The following is a 24,006-nucleotide window of genomic DNA, read 5'->3' as shown; positions in this document are numbered from 1 at the left end:
TGCCGAATGACTATCTATCTATTCCCAAAACATGCTTAATAGTTTTTTCATTTTGCTCTGTTTATGTTGTTCGGCTTGTGTTTTTTGTTTTCCTTTTGGCCGCTGCTGCACCTTATTTTGGTGATGATGCTGCTCTTGTTCCTCTGATGATGAGACTGCAATTTCCTGCACCGCTTCTTCAGGCATCTTGAAGCCTATTGCTCTGCCTTGGATTCTTGCATTTCGGCAGGCGAATTGGATCAGGCCCACTCCCGTCATATATTGAGGATCTCTTACACCGATATAATTCGGGCTTGCCACCCTGACATTGTTTTGCAGCACATCCTGTGCCAATGACATGACACCCGGCATTGCTGCTTGTCCTCCTGTCAGCACGAAGCCTCCCGGCAGATCGGTAATTCCCATACTGCGAAGTTCTTCTGAAACAATTTCAAGAATTTCTTCTACTCTTGCTTCAATGATATTCGCTGCTTCCTGCTGTGTAAATGTTTGTTTTTGATTGGTGCCTATAACGGTTACCTCAAAGACTTCATCTTCAGAAGCTTCGTCATAGTAGGCATGTCCAAATTGCTTTTTCACTCGTTCTGCTTCTTCTGTTGACGTTCTCAATCCGATGGAGATATCTTTGGTGATATTTTCGCCTCCGAGAGGAATGACACGGGTAGAAGTGAGATGTCCGTTCTGGAATACGGCAATGGTTGTTGACCCTCCCCCTATATCAATGAGAGCCACACCAAGGTTTTTCTCGTCCTTTGATAATGCAGCAGAACCGGCTGCCAGCGGCTGAAGACAAATGTCAGTTATTTCAATACCGGCTCTTTCAACACAGCGGAGCAAGTTATGTAAGATTGTTTTTGAACCGGTGATCAAGGTGCCCTCTACTTCTAAACGCACACCCAGCATTTTTTTCGGATCGTTGATTTCATCTCTTCCATCAACGATAAACTGTTTAGGTACGACGTCCACAATCAGCTGTTCATGCGGTATTGAAACCACCTGGGCCGCCTCCATGACACGGCGCACATCTTCAACTTGAATTTCTTTATTTTCACTGGAAACTGCTACAACACCATTTGTATCTTGAATATTGATATAATTTCCATTAACGCCGACAATCGCTTTTCTTAGCGGAAAACCTACCATTCTTTCAGCTTGGTCAAACGCTTTTCTTATAGAATGAACGGTCTCATCTATATCAACGATTGAGCCTTTTTTTAACCCTTCGGACGGTACATTTCCCACACCGATAATATTAAGGGAATCATCTGTCATTTCTCCGACGATCACTTTTGTATTGGACGTACCGATGTCAAGACTGACGTAAAGTTCATTGTTGTTCATTCTATGGCACCTCCTCACATTTCGATCATTTCTATTCTATTATTTGCGGAACAACAATACAATGAATGTGGCTTTACAAGTGTGTAACAAAAAATAACAACGGAATATTCCTATGTGTTTTTCACATTTTATGTTTATTGAAAATATTCGTTATATCCTATGTATATCCTCTTTTATATCACATTTTTTTTATTTTTTTTAGTCAGAGACCACTTTGTTAGTAGATTTCTTCTGATAACGGCTATATTCTGAAATAATCTGACTCCAAATGCGAAAATACCTGCTAAATACAAGTCTACACCAAGATGGACTCCCAGAAAAGCTAAACTTATTGCCAATATAATATTAAAAAAGAAACCGGAAACAAATACCATTTCATCATATGTACCTTGTAAATGCGCTCTGATTCCGCCAATTAATGTATCAAGTGCGGCAAGCACGGCAAGCGATAAATAGTTTGAGTATTCACTCGGTATCGTTAAGTTTGTCATCAGTCCAATCGCAATTCCGAGCACCAGTCCCAGCACGGGCAGCCACATGACAACTCTCCTCCTTTTCAGTCTTTAAGCGGTTTCAGCTGTTGTACGTCCAACGGTCTGTCATATGCTTTTAATGTCAGTTTGCTTTTAGATTGACCGGCTTTTAATGCTAAATTTTCAGATGCAAAGAGATCCTCAAGGCCTGACCCCTTTACTCTGCTGTACAGCATGTCCGGGTCTTCGGCAAGCACTTTTACTGTTAAAGGATAATCGTCAAGGCTGTATCCGTCTATTTTTGTTATGCCGTTTATATCTCTTATGACTGTATGATTTACAACTCTTCGCTCATTAATCGAGATATGCTCCGCACCGAAAGAGTTAAGTTCATTGATCAGCTTCTTCAGCAAATCCGGAGGCGGATGTTCGATCGGCTCTCCTGTTAAGCTTTCCGAAAAAAGCGGGGAAATGGTGATGACAATTCCGCTACCTGTTATATCGGTCATGCCGGCTGTTTTTTTTAAGGTTTGCAATGTATTATTGATCGCGGTTTCTTTTGTCATTTCTTTCGTTTGCGAATAGCTATTCAGCAATTTGTCATATTTGTTTATTTCAGCCAGAAGCTTTTCCTGCTTCTTCTGTTCTGAAGTCAGCTCTTCCCTTATATCCCACATATCTCTTGTGTCTCTGACTTTAGGGTGCTGTAACGAGTTAAACTGAACAGCTATCATGAGGCCGAAGATGACCATAAGCACACTGATGCTTATGAAGGAACGCTTTATTTTCAATCTGTTTCACCCGCTTTTTCCGTCATTCCTTCGTTTTCAGAATGGGTTTCATTTGTACGTTTTTCTCTTTTTCTGCGGAAACAGAAATATGATCGATTGACAGCTGATCAACCAGGCCTCCTGCTATATTTAACGAGGGCAGCAGGACATCAGGATCTCCAATAGCAGATATCGTAAACGGAGCGGGATGCTGAACCCCGTCTACCGTTACAACAGGGCCGTTGCACTTGATATAGGAGTCATGTGTCAGACGCTGTCCATTCACAGCGACGGCCGCCGCACCCGAGATATACAGTTCGTTCACCACTTGAAAGATATGGCTTTCGTGAACGATGTAGCTGTTCACATTCTCTCCTTCCGGTATGTACGACGCATCTTCCAGGGTCACTTCAACGCCCTCTCCCTGTACACCGACTTCGCCAATATACATTCTGTATTTTTCTGTATCTTCGAGATCATTATAGTATTCCGTCTTTTCTTTCTTCAGCTTGTTTTCCGCCTGACGGACTTTGTTCTGCTTTTGATATAATTCTTTTTCAAGATTTTTATTTTCTTTCTCCTGCTTGAGCAGTTCATCTCTCAGCGTATATTCTTTTTTCCACTCTTCCGTCTCAGCCGCGCTTTTGTTGTTTTGCTTTGTCATTTGAAACGAAAATGAAATCAAAAAGCCTGCGACAAGCATAATCAAAGAAAGAAGGACTGCTGATTTGCCTCTCAATTTTCCTCTTCCTTTTTAGCAGCTTTCTCATTTTTTCCAAACTCTTCAAAATAGGTTGCAACTTCTAAATGAATAATTCCTTTCTTATTGCTGCTAAGCTGTGAAATGATAGAAGGATACGTTTTCATTCGGTCTGCAAAAGTTTTAATAGACGCAGTGACGACATAACCGTCGTTCATATACAATTTAATGCGGTTTTTATCCATTTTTACAGGTGTATAATAAATTTCTGAAATCGACTGTTTTAAAGAATTCGAAAGAGCATCAAGCTGCTTGGCCATTTGAGATCGTTTTTTCGCGTTTGTCCAATTGACCAAAATCGGTCCGGCATCATCCGGCGTTACTTCGTTTGGCAAAACTGAACCGTTTTCAAGCACTTCATAGTATACTTCGTCTTTTTCTAAATAAGCAATCGCTTTATATTCTTCGATCGCAATGTTGATTTTATTAGGAAGCGATTTGCTGATTTCCGCTTTTTTCACTAATTTATTTTGCTGAATCTTCTTTTCTGTTTTTTTCTTGTCCAAACTCCAAAACTCAGTATCTCCGCTGTTAATATCGGAAAGATCGATAATTTCCTTTTTGGATACATTCTCATTCCCTGTAACAGAAATTGTTGATACTTTGCTGATTGGCGTCTGCAGGTACACGATGACCAGCACCATCACAAAAAAGAGCATAATAAATGAAATGAGACGGCGGTTTGCCTTCTGTTTCCGCTGCTCTTTAATTTTAGGAATCCGTTCTTCAATGTTTACGATTTTTTCTCGGTCATGACCTGGGTTCATTGCCTGTTCACCTCATTCAAATGAAACAGCTGTTAAAAGTCTGTCTACTCCAAAACAAACGGCATACTATGATGCCGTTTGTCGTTTGCTTACAGTATATCACATGAACTGCTTCAGTCAGAACTTGAATCAGCGATTGTCTCCGATGATTTCAACCTCTGTGTGCATATCAATCTCGTATTTTTCACGGATTGTCTTTTTCACATGGTCGATGAGATCAAGCACATCTTTTGCTGACGCTCCGCCCGCATTGACGATGAAGTTTCCGTGCATCTCCGAAATCTTTGCACCGCCGATTTGATATCCTTTCAAGCCTGCTTTTTCAACAAGGTTTCCGGCATGATTTGGTAGCGGGTTTCTGAATATGCTTCCCGCACAAGGGCTTGAATACGGCTGTGTATTTTTTCTATAGTCTTTGTTGCTTTGCATTTGCTGAACGATTGATTCCTTATCCTTCTGCTCCAGCTGCAAAACAGCTTCAAGGCAAACGCCCGGGCGTTTCTTTTGCAATACAGATGTTCTGTAGCTGAAATCCATTTGCTCATTTGTCAGCCACTCAATCGTGCCGTCTTCAAATAAAATATGGGCTTTAACTAGGATTTCGCTCATATCAGAACCGTGAGCGCCGGCATTCATATAAACCGCTCCGCCGACTGATCCCGGAATACCCGCAGCAAATTCCAAGCCAGAGAGGCCTTTTTTGCTCAATGATGTAGCAAGACGAACCACTGAATAACCGCCTCCGACCGTCACTTGTTCCCCATCAAGCTCCAAATGATCAAGGCCCGCGCCAAGCTTGATCACTACGCCTCTGATTCCTTCATCTAAAACAAGAAGATTTGATCCGCGGCCGATGACTGTCCACTTCATATCATGTTTTTTAATAACGTCCATGATATCTTTGACAGCATCTACACTGCTTGGAATGACCAATACATCCGCAGGTCCGCCGATTTTCATCGTGGTATGATTCGCGAGCGGTTCGTTTGCAAGAACCTTGCCGACTTCGCGTTCTTTTAATTCCTGTATCACTTTCTCCATCGTAAACCTCCGCATTCCATTTGCTTTTCTATTATTTTTTCAATTCTTCGAGTACGCTGTATAAACGGGCAGCCGCGTCAGGAACACCGAGTGACTTTGTCCGTTCGCTCATTTCCTTTAACGTTTGCTCATTCAGTACAATCCGGTCAAGCGCATCAATCAGTTTTTCCCCGCTGAGCTCTGTTTCTTTTAGAACAATCGCCGCATCATGCTGGCCGAGAGATCTCGCATTGACCTCCTGGTGATTCGCTGTTACATACGGGCTTGGGATCAGCACACTTGGGATTCCAAGAGCAGTGATTTCGGCAATCGTCGTCGCACCGGCTCTGGCTACAATGACATCAATAGCTTTTAGATACTCAGGCATTTGGTGAAGAAACGGCTTTGTGACCATATTATCAGCGGCACCCTTGCTTTTCAGCTCATTCATCACTTTGTCATAGTGAACTTCGCCTGTGATATACAGCACTTGGTAGTCTCTTGTTTTCAGCGCATCCTGCATCTCAATGACAGCACGGTTAATCGGTGCTGCACCTCGGCTTCCGCCAAAAATCAAGACCGTTTTCTTCTCCTCAGCAAGCCCAAATTCAGCCATTGATCGGCCCGTCTTTATTGAGACGACTTCAGAGGCTCTCGGGTTTCCTGTAAATACAACTTTCTCGCTAGGAAAATGTGATTTGGCTTCTTCAAAACAAATCGCTACTTTATTAACATATTTTGAAAGAAACTTATTCGTGATGCCCGGCAGGCTGTTTTGTTCATGAACGATAGTCGGAATGCCCATTTTCGCAGCGGCATAGACAACCGGCCCGCATACGTAACCGCCCGTTCCAATCACGGCATCAGGCTTAAATTCCGCTAAATACGATTTGCTCTTTTTTACGCCCTTCAGAAAACGCATTACAGTCTTGACGTTTTCAAATGACAGCTTTCTTTTAAATCCTGTAATTTCAATTGACCGAAACGGAATATTCTCCCGCTCAACAATTGTTTTCTCCAGCCCGTTTTCTGTTCCGATATATAAAAATTCCACATCAGGATGACGGCGCTGCACTTCTTTAATAAAAGCAAGCGCAGGATAAATATGTCCTCCTGTGCCGCCTCCGCTTATTGCAATACGCATATCTCTTCCCCCAGTCTAAGTTTCTCTATAACATAGCGATAACCCTGTTTAGTTAGACAGGGTTATCACATCAATTGTTTCTCAGGCCCCCTGTTTCACAAAGAGCTTTGCAATCCATTCATTAATACCTCGAGTAGCGGCTCACGTTCAGCAGCACACCGACAGCCATCAGCATTAGGGTCAAGGAAGAGCCTCCGTAGCTGAGAAACGGGAGGGTGATCCCTGTTACCGGAATCAGGCCAGTGACTACACCGATATTAATCATGACTTGAATGGCAATCATTGAAATAATACCGACTGCGACAAAGCTCCCGTACAGATCAGGCGCACCGAGCGCGATTCTGATCCCTCTCCACAGCAGAACGCTGAAGAGGAGCAAAATAAGTGTTCCTCCGATAAAGCCAAGTTCTTCAGACAAGATGGCAAAAATAAAGTCTGTCTGCGGCTCAGGCAGATAAAAGAACTTCTGCCTGCTTTGTCCGAGTCCCATTCCGAACAATCCGCCGGGCCCCACTGCATAAAGCGATTGAATGATTTGAAAACCGCTTCCGAGCGGGTCTTCCCACGGATTTAAGTATGAAGTAATCCGCTTAATCCGATATGGAGCCGATAATACGAGCCCGACAAATCCGCTGAGGCCAATCAGCCCTAGAAAGGCGAAATGGGCGATTCGCGCGCCGGCTACAAAAATCATGACAATACAAGTTCCGACCATTACGGTCCCCGTTCCAAGGTCAGGCTGGCACATGATAATCAAAAACGCTGAAAACACGATACCAAGTGCCGGGATGAATCCCCGTCTGAACGATGTGATGTTTTTTTGTTTTTCAGAGAGAAATTTAGCAAGGAATGCGATCATCGCAAGCTTCATAAACTCTGAAGGCTGAATGCTGAATGCCCCGACCCCGATCCAGCTTCTTGAACCGTTCCGCACCATGCCGACGCCCGGTATCAAAACCAGCACAAGAAGGAAAAAACAGATAACCAAGAGCATTTTGGACCATGTCCTCCAAGTCCAATAATCGACATTCATGATAAAAAACATGGCAATGACGCCGATTCCCGCAAACAGCAGCTGCCGTTTCGCGAAAAAGAATGAGTCGTCAAATTTATAATCCGCCCAAACCGCACTCGCACTGTACACCATAATTAAACCGATTGTTAATAATAATAGCGTAATGATGACCAATAACAAATCAGGCGATGTTTTTTTAGTAGTCAAAGCAATCGACACCCCAAGCTTAAAGTCATTAGGGCTGCTGATTCACTTCAAGACAAGCCCTTACTTAAGCATATGCACGGCATCTATAAACATGTCACCGCGTTCTTCAAATGTTTTGAATTGATCCCAGCTCGCACACGCAGGTGAAAGCAGGATAACATCTCCCTCATCTGAGAGCGCAAACGCCGCAGATACTGCTTGTTCAACATTATCGACACGTTTGACATGTTGTATTCCCAGCTCATTGCCGATCTTCTCGAGCTTCGGTGCTGTCTGGCCAAATGTAAGCACCGCTTTGACATGCTTCATATACGGTTTTAAGTCGTCAAAACCATTTCCCCGATCCAGTCCGCCCGCAAGCAGAATGACCGGTTTGTCAAAAGCGGAAAGCGCCTTGCTTGTCGCCAAAATGTTTGTTGCTTTACTGTCATTATAAAACTTGCGGTCTTTCACTGTTGTGACATATTGGAGACGGTGCTTCACGCCTGTAAAGCTTGTCAGCACCTTTTTGACTGCTTCGTTGGACGCTCCAGCCGTTTTCACAACCGCTATGGCAGCTAAAATGTTCTCCATGTTATGAGCGCCGGGCAGCACAACCTCTTCAAGAGGAAGAATGGCTTCGCCGTTGAACATAATCACACCGTCTTTTACATAAGCGCCCTGCTCAAGGGTTTCACTGACAGAAAACGGGACGATTTCGGCTTTTCCAGCTTCAGCCAGACGCACGACGGTTGCATCATCCTGGTTCACAATGGCTTTATCTGAAGCAGTTTGATGAAGGTACACTTTCTGTTTCGCTTTTTCATAATTTTCTCGCGTATGGTGATAATCCAAATGGGCGTCAAATATGTTTAAAATCAAGCTGATTTCCGGTCTGAAGGCGTGTGTTCCCATCAGCTGAAACGAAGACAGTTCAGTAACGATCCATTCATCCCCATCAGCATGATGGGCAACCTCACTTGCGACTGTGCCGATGTTGCCGGCAATCAATGCTTTTTGCGAGTCGGCTTTTAGCATTTCATAAATCAGCGTTGTCGTGGTCGTTTTTCCGTTTGATCCGGTGATCCCGATAAACTTTGCGTTTGTCAGGTAGTAAGCAAGCTCAATTTCCGTCCAAACCGGGATCCCTCTTTTTTCCGCTTCCTGAACCATAATGTTTTCATAAGGAATTCCCGGGTTTTTGATCAGAACCGTGATTTCATGCTGATCGAACAGAGAGATCGGATGCTCTCCGCAAACAACCTCAATTCCTTTTTCAGAAAGCTTTTGCGCTGGTTCGTTTTCTTCAAAAGGCTTTTGGTCGTTAACTGCCACATACATGCCTTTTTCATGAAGAATGGATGCCGCCGCATACCCGCTTTTCGCGAGCCCAAGGATTAAAAAATGCTGATTCTGTAAAAATTGATCGTTTTCCACTTATAACCACACCTCGATGTAAATTCCTAAAACGGCAAGCAAAAGTCCCGCAGCCCAAAATGTCACGACTACTCTCCATTCAGACCAGCCGACAAGCTCATAGTGGTGATGAAGCGGACTCATTTTAAAGATTCGTTTACCCGTCGTTTTAAAGCTGATAACCTGCAGAATAACGGATAGTGTCTCGATAACGAATACACCGCCGATGATAACCAGCAGGATTTCTAATTTCGTTAAAATCGCAATGGTAACGATAGCTCCTCCCAATGCAAGTGATCCCGTATCTCCCATAAAGACTTTGGCCGGATGAGCATTAAATACAAGGAAGCCCAGCACTGCGCCGACAACTGCAACTGAGAAAATCGCTACATCATATTGGGACTGATTCCATGCCAGGATGGCAAAGGCGCCAAAAGCAATCGCAGCCGTACCCGATAATAAACCGTCAAGGCCGTCAGTCAGGTTAACCGCGTTCGATCCTCCGACAAGCATAAAGAGCACAAGGATAAAGTAAGCCCAGCCAAGATCAAATGATAAATCAGTTCCAGGCACGCGAATATCCGTCGCGAAATTGTAGTAATGGTACACGGCATAAAATACAACCGCAATGATAATTTGTCCGATTAGCTTTTGCTTTGACGTCAATCCAAGGTTGCGCTTCATGACGACCTTGATGTAATCATCTAAAAAGCCAAGCAGACCGTAGCTTAGTGTAACAAACAGAAGCAGCACCATTTCCGGGCTTATTTCTGAAAACTTCTGTGTCATCACAATTGTTGTCACAATGATAGAAAGTATGATCATGACCCCGCCCATTGTCGGCGTCCCTGATTTTTTTTGATGTGATTTCGGTCCTTCTTCTCTAATACTTTGGCCGAATTTTAATCTTCTTAAAAACGGAATAAGAATCGGAGAGAGCAGAACACTAATTAAAAACCCCATTAAAATTGTAAATAGAATGACTTGCTCAAGCATTGTCCTTTTCTCCTCCTGTTTCTTTCAAACGACATACGTAGTTATCATATTCATGATTTTTTTCCATATGAAAAATCTTTTCGAGCTCCATTATTCAATAACATCTCTTTCCTATGAATTCGTCTTATTTTTATTGAGTTCGACAATGGCTCTCGCCGCCACCTCAGCATCATCAAAATCGAACGTTTTGTTTCCGATCTGCTGATAGGTTTCATGCCCTTTTCCGGCTATGAGGACAACGTCGCCTTTTTTAGCATTGGCAATCGCGAAAAAGATCGCCTGCTCGCGGTTTGCGATGCTGTGGTAGTATGCGTTCTCTACTCCAGCTTCCATATCTCTTAAAATCGCGCGAGGATCTTCGCTTCTCGGGTTATCTGAAGTGAAAATCGGCTCGTCAGCGAGCTCTACAGCAATTTTAGCCATTTTAGGGCGCTTCGTCTTGTCTCTGTCCCCCCCGCAGCCGACAACGACGAAAAGTTTTCCTTCCGTCATGTCTCTGCAAGTATTCAGCACATTTTCAAGGCTGTCCGGCGTGTGCGCATAATCTACAATGACCGGAAACTCCTGCTGCTGATTGACCAATTCAAATCGGCCTCTTACGCCATGCAATTCTTCAACAGCTTCAGTGATAATTTCAAACGGGACGCCTGCTGCAATACATGTTGCGACCGCTGCCAGCACGTTATACACGTTAAATTGTCCGACGAGCGACATCGTAATGTGCTTAGTGCCTTTGTTTGTCACAAGATCAAAGCTTGTGCCCTGTGCAGTGATCGTGATGTTCTTCGCCATCACATCAGCGTTGTTTTTAATTCCGTATGTAGAGATATGCGCTGCTGTTACCTTTTCAAAATAAGCGCTCGCCTCATCGTCAGCGTTCAGCACGGCACGCTTTGGATGTTCATGGTTGAAAGCTCCGCCAAGCTGAGAAAAGAGCAGGCTTTTTGCATGTCGGTACTCATCCATCGTTTTATGATAGTCCAGATGGTCCTGCGTTAAATTCGTAAACACGGCAATATCGTAATCGCAGCCATGAACCCGTCCTAAAGACAAAGCGTGAGAAGAAACTTCCATGATGGCAGTGTCTACATGCTTGTCATTCATTTTCTTAAACGTTTTCTGCAGCGTGACGCTTTCAGGCGTTGTGTTTTTAACAGGAAGTGTTTCATCGCCGATTTTCATGTACATAGTGCCGATTAAGCCTGTTCGTTTTCCCGCTTTTTTCAGAATCTCATCGACCATGTGGGTCGTTGATGTTTTGCCGTTTGTGCCTGTGATTCCGATCAGCTGAAGCTTCTTTGTCGGCTGTCCGTAAAACGCATCAGACAAAACGCTGAGCGCACGCAGAGACTGGCGGACAATAATGACAGGCACATCCACATCGAGCTCTCTTTCTGCCACAATAGCCGCTGCGCCGCTTTCTACTGCTTTTTGGGCAAAATCATGGCCATCCACCGTATACCCTTTTACACATACAAAAAGACTCCCTTTCTTTACTTCCCTGGAGTCCATCTCAATTGAAGTTATGTCAGGGTCTTGTGTGTCGTTTACAGAAGGTTCGGTTGTTAAGTATGTAAGCAGCTTTGTAAGTTTCATCGTATCAAACCTCTCAACATTCTAATTCGTTCTCTTTATCATTGAAGTCACGTCAAATGAAGTGATAATGATTTTAAGCATACAGTTCATATTTTAGCGTAAATAAAAGGATACATCCAGCTAATCTTGAAAGATATCAGCATTTTTTCTGCAATAAAAGAATAGGCAGCCCAAATCAATCGGCTGCCTCCTTTTCATCTTCTTCAGTCAAATAAACGCGTATCTTTGAGCCCTCTTTTACTTTTGTTCCGGCAGCTGGCGATTGTTTTACGATTTTGCTTCCTTTCCCGGAAGCATCGACATTAAGATTCACCAAAAGTGACTCAAGATCTGAGACAGACATCCCTACAACATTCGGAACTTCTATTGTTTTTGTGTCGTTCCATTGATATTTTTTCTCGATTTGGTTTTTCCGAGGCTTCACACCAAGCTCCGGCAGGCTGTCTCTCATAATATTCCCGACAATAGGCGCTGCAACGGTTCCGCCAAATTGAATCGTGCCTTTCGGATTATCCACCGCAACATAGACGACAAGACTAGGATCGTCAGCAGGCGCGAAACCGATAAATGATACAATGTGGTTGTTTTCGAGATATTTCCCGTCTTTAACTTTTTGTGCAGTTCCCGTCTTTCCGCCGACACGATACCCTTCAACAAATGCGTTGCGGCCGGTTCCTTCTGCGACGACGCTTTCTAGTGCATAACGGATTTGTTTAGATGTTTCCTCAGAAATGACTTGTTTCTTAGCGATCGGTGATTGTTTTTTGACTGTTTTTTTCGTTACAGGGTCGATCCATTCCTTTGCAATATAAGGTGTGTAAAGCGTCCCTCCGTTTACTGCGGCGGATACGGCTGTAACCTGCTGAATCGGCGTGACAGATACCCCCTGCCCGAAAGCCGTAGTCGCTTGCTCGACCGGACCTACTCTGTCAAGCGGGAATAAGATTCCTGTCCCCTCGCCTTGCAGATCAATTCCTGTTTTTTGGCCGAAGCCAAAGCCTTTGATATATTTAAAAAGCTTATCCTTCCCTAAACGCTCGCCCAATTCCACAAACCCCGGGTTGCAGGAATTCTGCACAACTTCTAGATACGTCTGCATCCCGTGTCCGCCTCTTTTCCAGCACCGCAGCCTCGCTCCGTCCACTTCCGCGTGCCCTTTATCATAAAATTGATCACGTTTTAAATTTACTTTTTGTTCTTCAAGGGCTGCTGCCAGTGTAATAATTTTAAATGTAGATCCAGGCTCATACGTGCTCCACACCGGCAGATTCCGATTGTAGACAGACGGATCGACTGATTGATAATCAGCCGGGTCAAAGTCAGGCCTGCTTGCCATTCCCAATATTTCTCCGTTTTTCGGATTCATGGCCACAGCAATCATACCGTCCGGATGATATTTGGCCTCAGCGTTATCAAGCTCTCTTTCCAGTATCGTCTGAACTTTTGAATCAACCGTCAGCTTCATATCAAGCCCATCCTTAGGCGGCGTGTAGTCATCCGCTTCATCAGGCATTTTCTTCCCCTTGGCATCTGTATAAAACTTAACAGAGCCCTTTTCTCCTTTTAGATCATCATCGTAATAGGCTTCAAGTCCAAGAAGCCCTTGGTTGTCAATGCCGGCAAATCCAAGCACATGAGATAAAAAGCTGCCGAACGGGTAATGGCGGATACTGTCCTCCGCAACATACACACCTTTTAAATCCAGCGCTTTGATTTCTTTCGCCTTCTCATTGGAAATTTTTCTTCCTTCCGGCGTTATCTTTTCGATTGACGCTTTTTTTGTCACATGCTTATATACTTTTTCTTCTGACATGTTTAAAACCGCCGCAAGCTGCTTGCTCGTTTTCATCGGATTCTGAACTTGGCGCGGCACGACGAATACGGTCGGCGCGCTTTTGTTTGTTGCAAGCTTTACACCGTTCCGATCCAGAATTTCGCCTCTCTCCGGCTCAAACGGCAGGTTCCTGCTCCAGGAATCTTTCGCCAGCGAAGTCAGTTTCTCACCCATCACAAACTGAACATACCCCAGCCTTGTATCAATGATCAGAAACACGATCACGCCAAAAAGCAAAACAAATAATAAACGTTTTCTAACCGTTACATTCGAGACGCGCAAGAGACCGTTCACTCCTTATTTAGGCTTGTTTCATTTTATGCCTGTCATTGGACAGGTAGAACGCTGCTCCTCTGAAGGCATAAAAAAAGAAAGCCTGCATATCGCAAGCTTTCTTTTTAATCAGGATTTTTAAACTTAACCTTGATTACGGTTTTGTCTTTTATTTCTTTGTCTTTCTTTACGCTTTGGCTGACAGCGTAGCCTTGTCCGCTTACTTCGATATGAATTCCCGCCAGCTCGCCGTACTGAAGAACCTCTCTTCTCGACCAGCCTGTCATATCAGGCATTTTGATTTTGCCGCCCGTTTTCAGGAAAATCTTCTGATTGGTGAGAACTTCCTCATCCGCTTTCGGATACTGCTCTTTTACAGCGATATCACTGCCGATGACGATCGGTGTGAGATTCTCTTCTTTTGCTTTCTTTTGGGCATTGGCAATGGTTTGATCCGTTAAATCAGGCATCGTCTGCGCTTTTGTTTCTTCCTTATCTGAATCAGTTTTTTCAGTTGGTTCAATGTTCAGGTAATGCAGGCTGTTTTTCATTGTCGGGTTAAAGATTTCAGATACTGGTTCTGAACTGCTTTGTCCCGCCTTTAACTGCGGCTGCTGTACTGCAACATAAATTAAAAGCTCAGGATTATCCTTTGGCGCCATTCCCATAAACGAGAAGATATAGTTATCTGTTCCGTCTAAATATCCGCCTTTACCTGCTATTTGCGCAGTACCGGTTTTCCCGGCAACATCAAAACCTTCGATTTTATAGGCTTGACCTGTTCCGATCTTCGATGTAACGACTTCTCCCAATATATCCCGCACCTTTTTCGCCGTGCTTGCAGATATTGGAGTTCCGGCTGATTCCGGCTTATTTTGATAGACGGTTTTATCTTTATCGGGATCAACGATATGGTCAATGACATAAGGTTTCATCATTTTGCCGTCATTCGCAATTGCCGTTGCGGCCTGAAGCTGCTGGATCGGTGTGACTGCAGACGCTTGGCCATATGCGGTTGACGCCTTATCAAATTCATATTTAAAGTTGATTTTACTGGAGACTTCTCCAGGCAAATCAATACCTGTTTTTTGATAAAAATTGAATTTGTGTAAATATTGATTGAGGCGGTCGTAACCCAGCTTTCCTTTCGCCAGTTTCGCAAATGCGACATTTGACGATCTTAAGACACCGTCATGATAGGTTGTCGGCCCCCAGCCTATACCTCTATTATGGTCTCTGACAGGTTCCCCGCCAACTTCAAACGTACCTGATTTATATTTTTCATTCGCAGGAAACGCGTTTTCCTGCATCGCGGCAGCGAGTGTAAAAATCTTCATCGTTGATCCGGGTTCATACGCATATGAAATCAAATCATTATAGTAGTTTGTCACATCGCGTTTGTTCGGATCAAAGCTTGGGCGCTGCCCCATAGCAAGCACTTTTCCTGTTTTCGGATCGACGACTGCGGCCATGATTTTTTTCGGTTTATACTTTTTCGCCACTTTTGTCATGCTGTCTTCCAAAAAGGTTTGAATTTTCTGGTCAATGGTTAAATATACTTTGTCACCATTTTTTGGCGCTGTAATTTTATTTTTGCTGTTCGGGAGCTCCCAGCCGGATTTGTCGCTTTCATATGTCACATATCCGTCCCGCTCCTTCAAATACTTATCCAGCACTTTTTCTAATCCCATCGCGCCGGAAATTTCATTTGTTTTTTGGTCAACCTCGGCATAGCCGATTAAATTGGATGCGAAAATACCATTCGGATAATACCGTTTCGTATCCCGTAAAAATGAAATGCCCGGGAGTTTCATCTTTTCGATTTTTTGCTTTTGCGCATACGTAATATCCCGGCCCGCTGAGCCGAACTCAACTTGTTTTACATCCTTATTTAAGATATCAAGGATATCGGCCTTGTCCATGTTTATCACTTTAGACAATGCTTCCGCTGTTTTTTCTTTGTTTTTGACATGCTGAGGATGCTTTTGATCAGTGGTCATTTTTTTATCGAGAATCGCGATCAGCTTATACGTCGCCGTATCCTCTGCAATCACTTTTCCTTTTCGATCTAAAATCGAGCCGCGGCTTGCTTCGATGGTCCGTTTCTTTTCATGCTGCTCTGTCGCTTTTGTTGCAAGCACTTCGCCGTCCACTTTTCCGGTTATTTGAATATATGCCATTCTCCCAAGGATGACAAAGAAAAAGAGAGCGAAACAAATACTTAGAATCGCCGCTCCTCTATTCATAAATTTATTCTTTTTTGGCATTTGAATCATTCCTGTATGTTTTTCACTTTTTTATCTTTTAAATTCAAGCCCTTCTTTTTCGCAATGTCCATCATGCGCTGCGGTTTGCTTAAATCAGCAACGGTTTTTTCGAGGTCACCAATTTGCTTGTTTTCGGATGAAATTTGCTCTTCAAGCTTTTGCACCTCAATATTGGTCTGATATGCCGCATACGCCTTTGATACGATCAAAAGCGATACGCTGAGCACCGCCGCAGCAAAGAGGACAAGGAGCACTTTTTCTCCGAGAGTAATGGAAGCCCTTTTCTTGACAATCACTTTTTTCTCAGGACTGATCGCATGCCGCTGCTGTTTCTCTGGTTGGTAAGCTAAATTGCTCATAGGCTGATGACCTCCTTTTAAATATTCGTTCGCATTGTGTTATTTTCTTTTTTCGGCAATCCGAAGCTTCGCAGAACGAGCCCGGTTGTTTTCTTCAAGCTCTTCTTGAGATGCAGTAATCGGTTTTCGTGTGATGAGCTTCAGCTCCGGCTCAAACTCTTCCGGTATGACTGGAAGACCCGGAGGAAGTTCCGGAAGTGACGATTTTTCTTTAAAAGTGGTTTTGCAAATTCTGTCTTCAAGCGAGTGGAAGGTAATGACTGATACCCTTCCCCCTGGCTTCAGAACCTCAATTGCCTGCTCCAATGCCTCTTCAAACACCTTAAGTTCATCGTTCACGGCAATTCTGATTGCCTGAAACACGCGTTTAGCGGGATGTCCGCCGCTCCTTCTGGCCGGAGCGGGAATCGCGTCTTTTATTAGATCGACCAGTTGGCCCGTAGTTTGAATAGGAGATTTGATTCTTGCCTCCTCAATTTTTCTGGCGATCTGTTTGCTGAATTTCTCTTCGCCGTATTTAAAGAAGATACGGACGAGATCCTCATAGCGCCACTCATTCACGACTTCTTTCGCCGTAAGCGTGGCCGACTGGTCCATCCTCATGTCCAACGGTGCGTCATGATGGTAACTGAATCCGCGTTCCGGTGTATCCAGCTGCGGAGAAGACACCCCTAAGTCAAATAAAACACCGTCTACTTCTGTAATGCCTTGTTCATTCAAACATTCTTTTAAATACCTGAAATTGCTTTTCATCAGAATGAGCTGCCCTTTGTAATCGGACAGCGTTTCTTTCGCATGCTGTAATGCAGTATCATCTTGGTCAAAAGCGATTAAACGCCCCTTCTCTGATAACTGCTGCAATAAATATGTACTGTGCCCGGCTCCGCCGAGTGTGCAGTCTACATATGTACCGTCCGGTTTAATATTGAGCCCGTCTACGGTTTCACGAAGAAGTACTGTCTTGTGTTGAAACATAATGTGTTGGTCCCACCTTTTATCAGGATGAATTGAAATTGTTTTTAGAGTGTTATACACGAAGAATCATTATATATCAAACCCAATCATGTTTTCAGCAATTTCAGCAAATGAATCTTCTTGCTCTTCTGTGTATTGTTCCCAAATTACTTTACTCCACAATTCAATTCGATTAGAAACCCCGATAACAACACATTCTTTTTCCAGTTTGGCGTAATTCAATAGAGATGATGCGATATTTACCCTGCCTTGCTTATCCAGTTCGCATTCGGTAGCCCCTGAAAAGAAGAAACGGGTAAAGGCGCGCGCATCTTTTTTAGTGAGAGGAAGAGCTTTTAGTTTCTCTTCAATTTGTTTCCATTCGTGCATAGGGTAGCCGAAGAGACATTGGTCAAGGCCTCTGGTCAGCACAAACTGCTCACCAAGTCCATCTCTGAATTTAGCGGGTACGATCATGCGGCCCTTCGCATCGATGGTATGCTGATATTCACCCATAAACATGATCTCTTGCCCCACTTTCTCTCCTTGACTCACCACTATCCACCACTTCTCTCCACAAATTCATTTTACACTGTTTACCCATAAAAAAAAACCCTGAACTATTCAGGGTTTTTTAAAACTTTATTTCAAAGTTTGACAACTTGGTGTTGATTTTGAAAAGAAAATGGCATATTCTTGAATGATTTGAAGAATTTTGGACCATATCTGTTCAAGTAATACATAATATTCCAAATCCGTTCTTGCGGAGCAAGGAGCGGCCTAATGCTATTTTGGATTCTCTCATAATCCTTCAGGACATAGCCTTCTTTTTCTTCAATTCGCTTCGTCACCGTACGCTCTAAAAATTGAAGCTGATCCTGAATAAAAGCGGCATTCTTCAAGAGTAAAGGCTCCAAGCTTTGATCAACCTTTAATGCCTCTTGCCGAACCGTTTGGTGAATCGCTTCAATTTGGCTCTTCGCCTGATCCATCACCTCGGTAAACTCTTCCGGGATCTGGCGCTCAAAGTATGTCTCTCTTTGATTCTCCGTTCCGCGTTCTATAGCATCTTGTAATGAGATATTCCGTTCCAGCAATTTTTTCTCAATATGGCGTTCAAGTATCGTAATGTTCAGCCTCGGCATCACAGGCGGCATTTTAAAGCCCATCACCGCAAAAGCCTGTTTGAGCTCACCCCAATAATTGATTTCTCCGGGCCCCGCAATAAATGCTAAAGTCGGAATGAGGTACTCCTGCATTAACGGTCTCGTGACAACATTGTTGCTGAAGCGCTCCGGGTTTTCTTCCATGTGTGTAAAAAGTTCATCCGGCGTCCATTCGAGATTAAGCTCATTGATGACAAAACGGCCGTTGTCTTTTTCAATTAAAAAGCGCTCTTCTTCATATTCATAAAACAGATTCGCCTGCTCTTTTCCGGACTCGATAATCGGTTTGTAGCCTGCTTCACGCATAAGGGCCTGCTGATCTGAAACAGCGCTGGCGAGTTTATCATTTTCCCGGAGAATCTTTTGGAACATGGCCGTTTCCAGCTTTTTAATTCCCGGATCTCCAGAATTTAATAAAACTAGCCCCTCCTCTTGGAACAGATCCGCGACCAGCAGTTCAAAGAAGTCGGTGAACGTCACAGATTCCCTTAAACATCGCTTTACATTGTCTAGTAATGAATTCGTGTGGTCTGTTTCTTCAAAAGCGGCAAATACATCATCTATCCATGCGGCACATTTTTCCTGATTAAGCGATGCGCTCGCTGCCGAAGACTTCTTCCAGTAAGACTGAGGCAGCTTTTTTTTCACAGGCCCATTCTCTTCAGATGTATGGATAAAATTAATCTCATCCAAATCGTGGTCTTCTCCGGCCACCCAGAAGATCGGTACAACGGGCACTTGCAGTTGCTTTTCTTGTTCCTTTGCTAACACAATGATTGAAATGATTTTATGTATGGTGTATAGCGGTCCTGTTAAAAGTCCTGCCTGCTGTCCGCCGACAACAGCGGCGCTTGACGGGTCCTTCAGCTTCTCAATAGCAGACTGCATCGCACTTGATCCGAATTTGTTATGGTAAGAGGATAAGTACGCCGCCAATTCCTCTCTTGCGAAAAACCGCGAAGACAAGTCTTGCAGTCTTTCGCGCCACATGTCCTTATGATGAATGCTGTAATCAAAAAAAGAAGACATTTCTTCTTTGCCATCTATATAGTGCTGTACAAACACATTTTGATTTTTGATGGAAAGTTCAGTTAGCTGCATCTTCTAGAACTTCCTTTCTCCAATAAATAGTTAGTGATCCGAAATGAGTATAGCATGTTACAGAAAAAGCTCAAAAGACTTTGTTTGTATTTCGCTCCAAAGCTTTGATGCTGCCGTATAAAAACTCCAAATGGACGGCATCAAGGCCGTGAAGGCTTGCTTCTTTCAATAAATATCCGATAATGGCATCAACTTCTGTCTGACGGCCTTCAGTGACGTCAACCAGCATTGAAGAGCGATTCTCTTTCGTTTGCCCGCAAACGGTCCGAACCTTTTCCCAAGCCTCTTCTTTGTCTTCAAGTCTTAAAATGCGGCACGCCTCCTGAAAAACCAGCCTCATAAAAGCAAGATAAGCGGGTGTTGTCAGCAGTTCCCCATTTTTCACCTGCAATAAAGCGGTTAACGGATTGATACAAGCATTTACAACCAGCTTGCCCGTCAGCAGGCGATACCACTCCGTTACATAACGAATCGGAAAATCCGCGTGGATATGCTGAATTAAACCATTCAGACAATCAGGTTCAGCATTGTCGAACGCGCTCCATTTTATCGCACCTAAGCCCGTATGATCAACAGCTGTATCTGATATTCTTACAGCTCCGTGTTCAACGATTCCAACATAAATGGAATGCTTGACGCGCCAGTCTTTTAGGTCGTGGATATGCCCCATGCCGTTTTGCAAAAATAATATATTCGTTTTCGCAATCCGTTCAAGCAGCGGAAAAACAGACTGAAGCTGATGCTGCTTCACCGTCACGACAAGAAGATCAAAATCCGAATTGATACTCGTGTCCGCACTGCAATCAGCACTGAATTCTTTCCCGCCTTTATAAAGCCGGATCCCTTCAGACTGAATAGCAGCAGCCTGTTCTTTTCGTCTTGTCACAACCGTCACCTCGTGATGAAGCGACAAATAATAGGCGCATAAAAGACCGACGGAACCTCCGCCGATAATTCCAATTTTCATGATGTCACACCCAATTTAGCATTTACGTATTATCATAGCAGAAGTACGAAGAAATTACTTCTCAAAGATTCTGTGTGGTTAAAATTAAAGTTTAAATATTTGGATTTTTTAAATAAAGCGTTTACAATATAGGTAGTAACAACAAAGGGGGAGATTGAAGTGGTAAAGGTAGAACGTCTGCTCATTAACTATAAAACGCTGGAAGAATTCAAGGAATTCAAAGAATACGGCATTCAGGAGCTTTCAATGCTTGAAGATCTTCAGGATAATATTATTGAAAATGACAGCACATCGCCTTTTTACGGGATTTATTTTGGCGATAAACTTGTAGCGCGAATGAGCCTGTATCAAGTTAACGGCAAATCGAATCCTTATTTCGACAGCCGACAGGATTATTTGGAGCTGTGGAAGCTTGAGGTTCTTCCAGGCTATCAGAACCGGGGTTACGGGAGATCCTTGGTTGAATTCGCAAAATCATTCAAAATGCCGATTCGAACAAATCCGCGAATGAAATCAGCGGAATTTTGGAATAAAATGAACTTTAAAACTGTTAAGTACGACATGGCGCGGGATAAAGGGGAAAACCCGCTCATCTGGCATCCTGATATGGATCACGAAATGACGCCGGGAGAGTCTGCATAGAAATAAAAACAACCGGCCTATTTTCACTCTAGGGCCGGTTCATTTCAGGCGTCTTACGTTTCTTGAGCCGCTTTTTTCATTCTTCCATCTTCTTTTGAAACAACCATTTTTCTGGCCCGATCCATGATATCGATCAGTGCCTTGTAATCCTCTTCGGTCATTTCCAGCTGGTTCCTCAATGTTTGATTTTCACTCCGTAAATCCTCTAGCTCTTTTTGAAGCGACTGAACTTGCTCCTTCAATTTTTCCCTTTCAAGCTGAAATTCTTGTGCAGACGGTGTTTCTTTGAATTGTTCAAGAAATTGAATCACATCCTGAATGGACAAATCTCGTTTTCCTTCTGAAGCTGCCGCGGCAGTCTGCTTCACGGAATTCGGCATATTGACCGAATGAACGCCGATTTGCTTCCTCAATTCTTTCCTCTGTTTTTTCGCAAGCTCTATGCCTGACTGGTATTGTTTTCTCACATACGAGTTCCATCTGAAACCACAGGCTGCCGCAGTTCTGGTCAGCGCCCTTCCCACCTCCTCAAAGGCGGAAAGCTGTGTTCCTCCCTCTCGAATATGGCGAAGCACAACTTCTGCCAGTAGCAAATCCTCATCCTGAGTCCAAGCATCTTGTCTTGTAATGGTCAAATTCAATCTCCCTCCATATCAGCTTATTTATCTCATACATATGCCGGTAATAGATTAGATAGACTATTTGCACTCACAAATTTTCCGCAAGCTGACAGGAGGAGAAAAAGAAAAAGCGCAGGGTTTTCACCCTGCGCTTTTCTTATTAGTTACTTTTTACATTTATGTCTTTGCCGTTGTATGATCCGCATGCTTTGCATACACGGTGAGACAATTTCATCTCTCCGCATGACGGACATTCTGTCATACCAGGTACATTAAGTTTGAAATGTGTACGGCGCAATCTTTTCTTCATTTTAGAAGTTCTTCTAAAAGGTACAGCCATTATTCCCACCTCCTTAAAGAGTTAAGATTCATCATCTTGTTTTAAGAGCTTCTCGAGGGCTGCAAGTCTCGGATCAACTTGTTTCTTCTTATCTTCCTCCGAAATGACTTGCCAGTCCCTTCCTTCTTGAGGAGCAGCTCCTTTTTCTTGTTCAGATTCACAAAAGATTTGCATAGGGATTTCTAAAAGAATTTCTTCTTTCACGATCGGAGTTAAGTCGACAGTATCGTCCTCGACAACGTGAACGTCCTCATCTTCTATATCATCCGTCTGATGAAATATAAACAGTTCTTTTGTTGAAATTTCAAATGGATACGGAACATCAACGAGTGTTCTTGAGCATGGCAAAATCATTTCGCCTGAAATTGTAAAATCAAACGAAACCTGTTTTGATTTGATATCCGCTCTGCCCTTCACCCGGACGGGAGAAATGCGGCGAATGTCAGAATTCAGCTTTGTCAGCTCGTTTAACTCAACTGTTTCATCAAACTCAAAACTTTCTTTCGACATTTGATGCAGCTGATAAATCGTCCATTTCATTTGTATCACCTCAGGAAAGCAACAAACATGATTATAGCTTTTAAGATTGTTTTTGTCAATATTTTTTCTTTACAGCATAATGCTGCCATTCAAGTATCGTTGACAGCGGAATAGGCGATGCATACACTTAAAATAAAAATAAGACGTAAGAGTTTTCATTTGCAAATGTACCATACGTTTTTAAACATAGCAAGAAAGGCGGAAAAAATATGAAAGCTGTCGGACTGGTTGTTGAATATAATCCCTTTCATAACGGTCACCTTTATCATGCCCAAACAGCTAAGCGGCAAACCGGATGCGACATAGCTGTCGCGGTCATGAGCGGACATTTTTTACAGCGCGGAGAGCCTGCCGTTGTGTCAAAATGGGCCCGAACCAAAATGGCGCTGCAAAGCGGAGTCGATCTTGTCATTGAGCTGCCTTATCTTTATGCGGTGCAAAAAGCGGAGATTTTTGCACGCGGCAGTGTTTCCCTCCTCAACAAACTCGGATGCGAGGCGCTGTTTTTCGGAAGTGAACATGGTGATATTGAGCCGTTTTTACAAACAGCAAAGCTTATTGATGAGCAAAAACTTACATTTGATGAGCGCATTAAAGAAGAACTTAAAAAGGGTGCCAGTTATCCGGCTGCGGCAGCTATCGCCTTCAGCTCCATTTTACATACCGAAAATGCACTTGATTTGTCAAAACCAAATAACATTTTGGGATACCATTATGTGACTTCCATTCTTTCTGGAAGCTATCCGATGAAACCATATACGACAGCGCGCGTCTCCTCAGACTATCATGATGCCGATCTCCCTGAAAGCGAAAACCATATCGCAAGCGCAACGGGCATCAGAAAAGCGATGATTGAACAGAATCTAGAAGCCTGCCTTCGTTTTCTTCCGGCTGCATCTGGGCGTGAATTAGCACATTACCGCAAATCTTTCGGATTGTGGCATACGCTTGAAAGCTATTTTTCTTACTTGAAATACAGCCTTTCAACTGTAACAGCACAGGAATTACAGCAAATATACGAGGTGGAGGAAGGCCTTGAGCACAGAATTCTTCGCTCGATCAGAAATGCCAGCTCCTATCAGGAATTTATGAAGCTGCTGAAAACGAAACGTTATACGTGGACAAGGCTTCAGCGAATGAACACACACATTTTAACCAGAACGAAAAAACAGGATATGCATAAACTGCTTGATGACGAAGAAGCGCCTTATATCAGGCTTCTCGGCATGACGAAAAAAGGACAGGCTTATTTATCCCAAAAGAAAAAAACGCTGTCCGTTCCGCTTGTCAGCAAACTGTCCTCATTCTCCCATCCTGCTCTCGATCTGGACATAAAAGCAAGCAGAATTTACAGCCTGCCGATAGAAGAGCCGCGGAGAACTGAGTTTGACCTGCAGGAATATGGACATACGCCGATTCGATATGACGAGGATGAAGAGTGTTTTTTAAGCATATAGAA

Annotated in this window: 23 protein-coding genes and 1 pseudogene; 3 read left to right on the top strand and 21 right to left on the bottom strand. The window is 43.5% G+C overall.

All coding sequences use genetic code 11. The features are described from left to right. Positions 1-18: 18 nt before the first annotated feature. From ftsA to G4P54_RS07935, 18 genes are all read right to left on the bottom strand, one after another. Positions 19-1,341, bottom strand: coding sequence for a cell division protein FtsA (gene ftsA / locus G4P54_RS08020; protein WP_167872307.1), 1,323 nt, complete (start codon positions 1,339-1,341; stop codon positions 19-21). A 173-nt stretch (positions 1,342-1,514) separates the two neighbouring features. Further along, on the bottom strand, positions 1,515-1,880 hold the full coding sequence (locus G4P54_RS08015; RefSeq protein ID WP_024716139.1) for a small basic family protein: 366 nt from the start codon (positions 1,878-1,880) through the stop codon (positions 1,515-1,517). A gap of 17 nt (positions 1,881-1,897) precedes the next feature. Further along, on the bottom strand, positions 1,898-2,605 hold the full coding sequence (locus G4P54_RS08010; protein ID WP_024716140.1) for a DUF881 domain-containing protein: 708 nt from the start codon (positions 2,603-2,605) through the stop codon (positions 1,898-1,900). Between the two features lie 22 nt (positions 2,606-2,627). Further along, positions 2,628-3,323, bottom strand: a complete 696-nt coding sequence (locus G4P54_RS08005; RefSeq protein WP_024716141.1) for a DUF881 domain-containing protein — start codon at positions 3,321-3,323, stop codon at positions 2,628-2,630. Beyond that, positions 3,320-4,111 (bottom strand): cell division protein DivIB, encoded by a 792-nt coding sequence (divIB, locus tag G4P54_RS08000; RefSeq protein ID WP_167872306.1) that lies wholly within the window; start codon positions 4,109-4,111, stop codon positions 3,320-3,322. The genes G4P54_RS08005 and divIB overlap by 4 nt, the downstream gene beginning before the upstream one ends. Positions 4,112-4,240: 129 nt before the next feature. Then, entirely contained in the window at positions 4,241-5,152 is a 912-nt protein-coding gene (murB, locus tag G4P54_RS07995) for a UDP-N-acetylmuramate dehydrogenase (RefSeq protein ID WP_024716143.1), read from the bottom strand. A 31-nt stretch (positions 5,153-5,183) separates the two neighbouring features. Continuing rightward, positions 5,184-6,275: an undecaprenyldiphospho-muramoylpentapeptide beta-N-acetylglucosaminyltransferase gene (gene murG / locus G4P54_RS07990; protein WP_024716144.1), complete on the bottom strand. Its 1,092-nt coding sequence runs from the start codon at positions 6,273-6,275 to the stop codon at positions 5,184-5,186. A 121-nt stretch (positions 6,276-6,396) separates the two neighbouring features. After that, complete coding sequence (spoVE, locus tag G4P54_RS07985; RefSeq protein ID WP_024716145.1) at positions 6,397-7,497, bottom strand: stage V sporulation protein E; 1,101 nt, start codon at positions 7,495-7,497, stop codon at positions 6,397-6,399. A gap of 60 nt (positions 7,498-7,557) precedes the next feature. Continuing rightward, positions 7,558-8,913 carry a UDP-N-acetylmuramoyl-L-alanine--D-glutamate ligase gene (gene murD / locus G4P54_RS07980; protein WP_167872305.1) on the bottom strand — a complete coding sequence of 452 codons (1,356 nt, stop codon included), beginning with the start codon at positions 8,911-8,913 and terminating at the stop codon, positions 7,558-7,560. Then, the gene (mraY, locus tag G4P54_RS07975) at positions 8,914-9,888 is read right to left on the bottom strand and encodes a phospho-N-acetylmuramoyl-pentapeptide-transferase (protein ID WP_167872304.1); all 975 of its coding nucleotides are present in this window, start codon (positions 9,886-9,888) and stop codon (positions 8,914-8,916) included. A gap of 111 nt (positions 9,889-9,999) precedes the next feature. Further along, the gene (locus G4P54_RS07970; protein ID WP_167872303.1) at positions 10,000-11,484 is read right to left on the bottom strand and encodes a UDP-N-acetylmuramoyl-L-alanyl-D-glutamate--2,6-diaminopimelate ligase; all 1,485 of its coding nucleotides are present in this window, start codon (positions 11,482-11,484) and stop codon (positions 10,000-10,002) included. Positions 11,485-11,659: 175 nt separating this feature from the next. Next, the gene (locus G4P54_RS07965; RefSeq protein WP_024716148.1) at positions 11,660-13,600 is read right to left on the bottom strand and encodes a stage V sporulation protein D; all 1,941 of its coding nucleotides are present in this window, start codon (positions 13,598-13,600) and stop codon (positions 11,660-11,662) included. Between the two features lie 116 nt (positions 13,601-13,716). Then, complete coding sequence (pbpB, locus tag G4P54_RS07960; RefSeq protein ID WP_476693168.1) at positions 13,717-15,858, bottom strand: penicillin-binding protein 2B; 2,142 nt, start codon at positions 15,856-15,858, stop codon at positions 13,717-13,719. Between the two features lie 5 nt (positions 15,859-15,863). Then, entirely contained in the window at positions 15,864-16,217 is a 354-nt protein-coding gene (ftsL, locus tag G4P54_RS07955) for a cell division protein FtsL (RefSeq protein ID WP_024716150.1), read from the bottom strand. 39 nt (positions 16,218-16,256) lie between these two features. After that, the gene (rsmH, locus tag G4P54_RS07950) at positions 16,257-17,192 is read right to left on the bottom strand and encodes a 16S rRNA (cytosine(1402)-N(4))-methyltransferase RsmH (protein ID WP_024716151.1); all 936 of its coding nucleotides are present in this window, start codon (positions 17,190-17,192) and stop codon (positions 16,257-16,259) included. A 69-nt stretch (positions 17,193-17,261) separates the two neighbouring features. Further along, positions 17,262-17,693: a division/cell wall cluster transcriptional repressor MraZ gene (gene mraZ / locus G4P54_RS07945; protein ID WP_010328053.1), complete on the bottom strand. Its 432-nt coding sequence runs from the start codon at positions 17,691-17,693 to the stop codon at positions 17,262-17,264. A 125-nt stretch (positions 17,694-17,818) separates the two neighbouring features. After that, positions 17,819-19,438: a bacillithiol biosynthesis cysteine-adding enzyme BshC gene (gene bshC, locus G4P54_RS07940; protein ID WP_167872301.1), complete on the bottom strand. Its 1,620-nt coding sequence runs from the start codon at positions 19,436-19,438 to the stop codon at positions 17,819-17,821. A gap of 70 nt (positions 19,439-19,508) precedes the next feature. Then, the gene (locus G4P54_RS07935) at positions 19,509-20,405 is read right to left on the bottom strand and encodes a 2-dehydropantoate 2-reductase (RefSeq protein WP_167872300.1); all 897 of its coding nucleotides are present in this window, start codon (positions 20,403-20,405) and stop codon (positions 19,509-19,511) included. Positions 20,406-20,564: 159 nt separating this feature from the next. Between G4P54_RS07935 and G4P54_RS07930 the strand changes: the two genes are divergently transcribed. Beyond that, positions 20,565-21,047 (top strand): N-acetyltransferase, encoded by a 483-nt coding sequence (locus G4P54_RS07930; RefSeq protein WP_167872299.1) that lies wholly within the window; start codon positions 20,565-20,567, stop codon positions 21,045-21,047. A 53-nt stretch (positions 21,048-21,100) separates the two neighbouring features. Here G4P54_RS07930 and gerR read toward each other — a convergent pair whose 3' ends face one another. The 3 genes from gerR to G4P54_RS07915 all read right to left on the bottom strand — a co-directional run bounded on the left by gerR (position 21,101) and on the right by G4P54_RS07915 (position 22,547). After that, positions 21,101-21,682 carry a sporulation-specific transcriptional regulator GerR gene (gene gerR / locus G4P54_RS07925; protein WP_024716155.1) on the bottom strand — a complete coding sequence of 194 codons (582 nt, stop codon included), beginning with the start codon at positions 21,680-21,682 and terminating at the stop codon, positions 21,101-21,103. Between the two features lie 145 nt (positions 21,683-21,827). Beyond that, the gene (gene rpmF / locus G4P54_RS07920) at positions 21,828-22,007 is read right to left on the bottom strand and encodes a 50S ribosomal protein L32 (RefSeq protein ID WP_003154457.1); all 180 of its coding nucleotides are present in this window, start codon (positions 22,005-22,007) and stop codon (positions 21,828-21,830) included. A 21-nt stretch (positions 22,008-22,028) separates the two neighbouring features. After that, the gene (locus G4P54_RS07915; RefSeq protein ID WP_167872298.1) at positions 22,029-22,547 is read right to left on the bottom strand and encodes a YceD family protein; all 519 of its coding nucleotides are present in this window, start codon (positions 22,545-22,547) and stop codon (positions 22,029-22,031) included. Between the two features lie 27 nt (positions 22,548-22,574). Between G4P54_RS07915 and G4P54_RS21115 the strand changes: the two are divergent. Together G4P54_RS21115 and G4P54_RS07910 are read left to right on the top strand one after the other, a co-directional pair. Next, positions 22,575-22,760: pseudogene (locus G4P54_RS21115) on the top strand (hypothetical protein). Next, positions 22,757-24,004 (top strand): nucleotidyltransferase, encoded by a 1,248-nt coding sequence (locus G4P54_RS07910; protein ID WP_167872297.1) that lies wholly within the window; start codon positions 22,757-22,759, stop codon positions 24,002-24,004. Before G4P54_RS21115 ends, G4P54_RS07910 begins: the two are co-directional and overlap by 4 nt. The last annotated feature ends 2 nt before the right edge of the window (positions 24,005-24,006 follow it).

This window comes from Bacillus tequilensis, assembly GCF_012225885.1.
Taxonomy (GTDB): domain Bacteria; phylum Bacillota; class Bacilli; order Bacillales; family Bacillaceae; genus Bacillus; species Bacillus tequilensis.
Note: the sequence above shows the minus strand (reverse complement) of the source record. Positions and strands in the feature narration are given on the sequence as shown.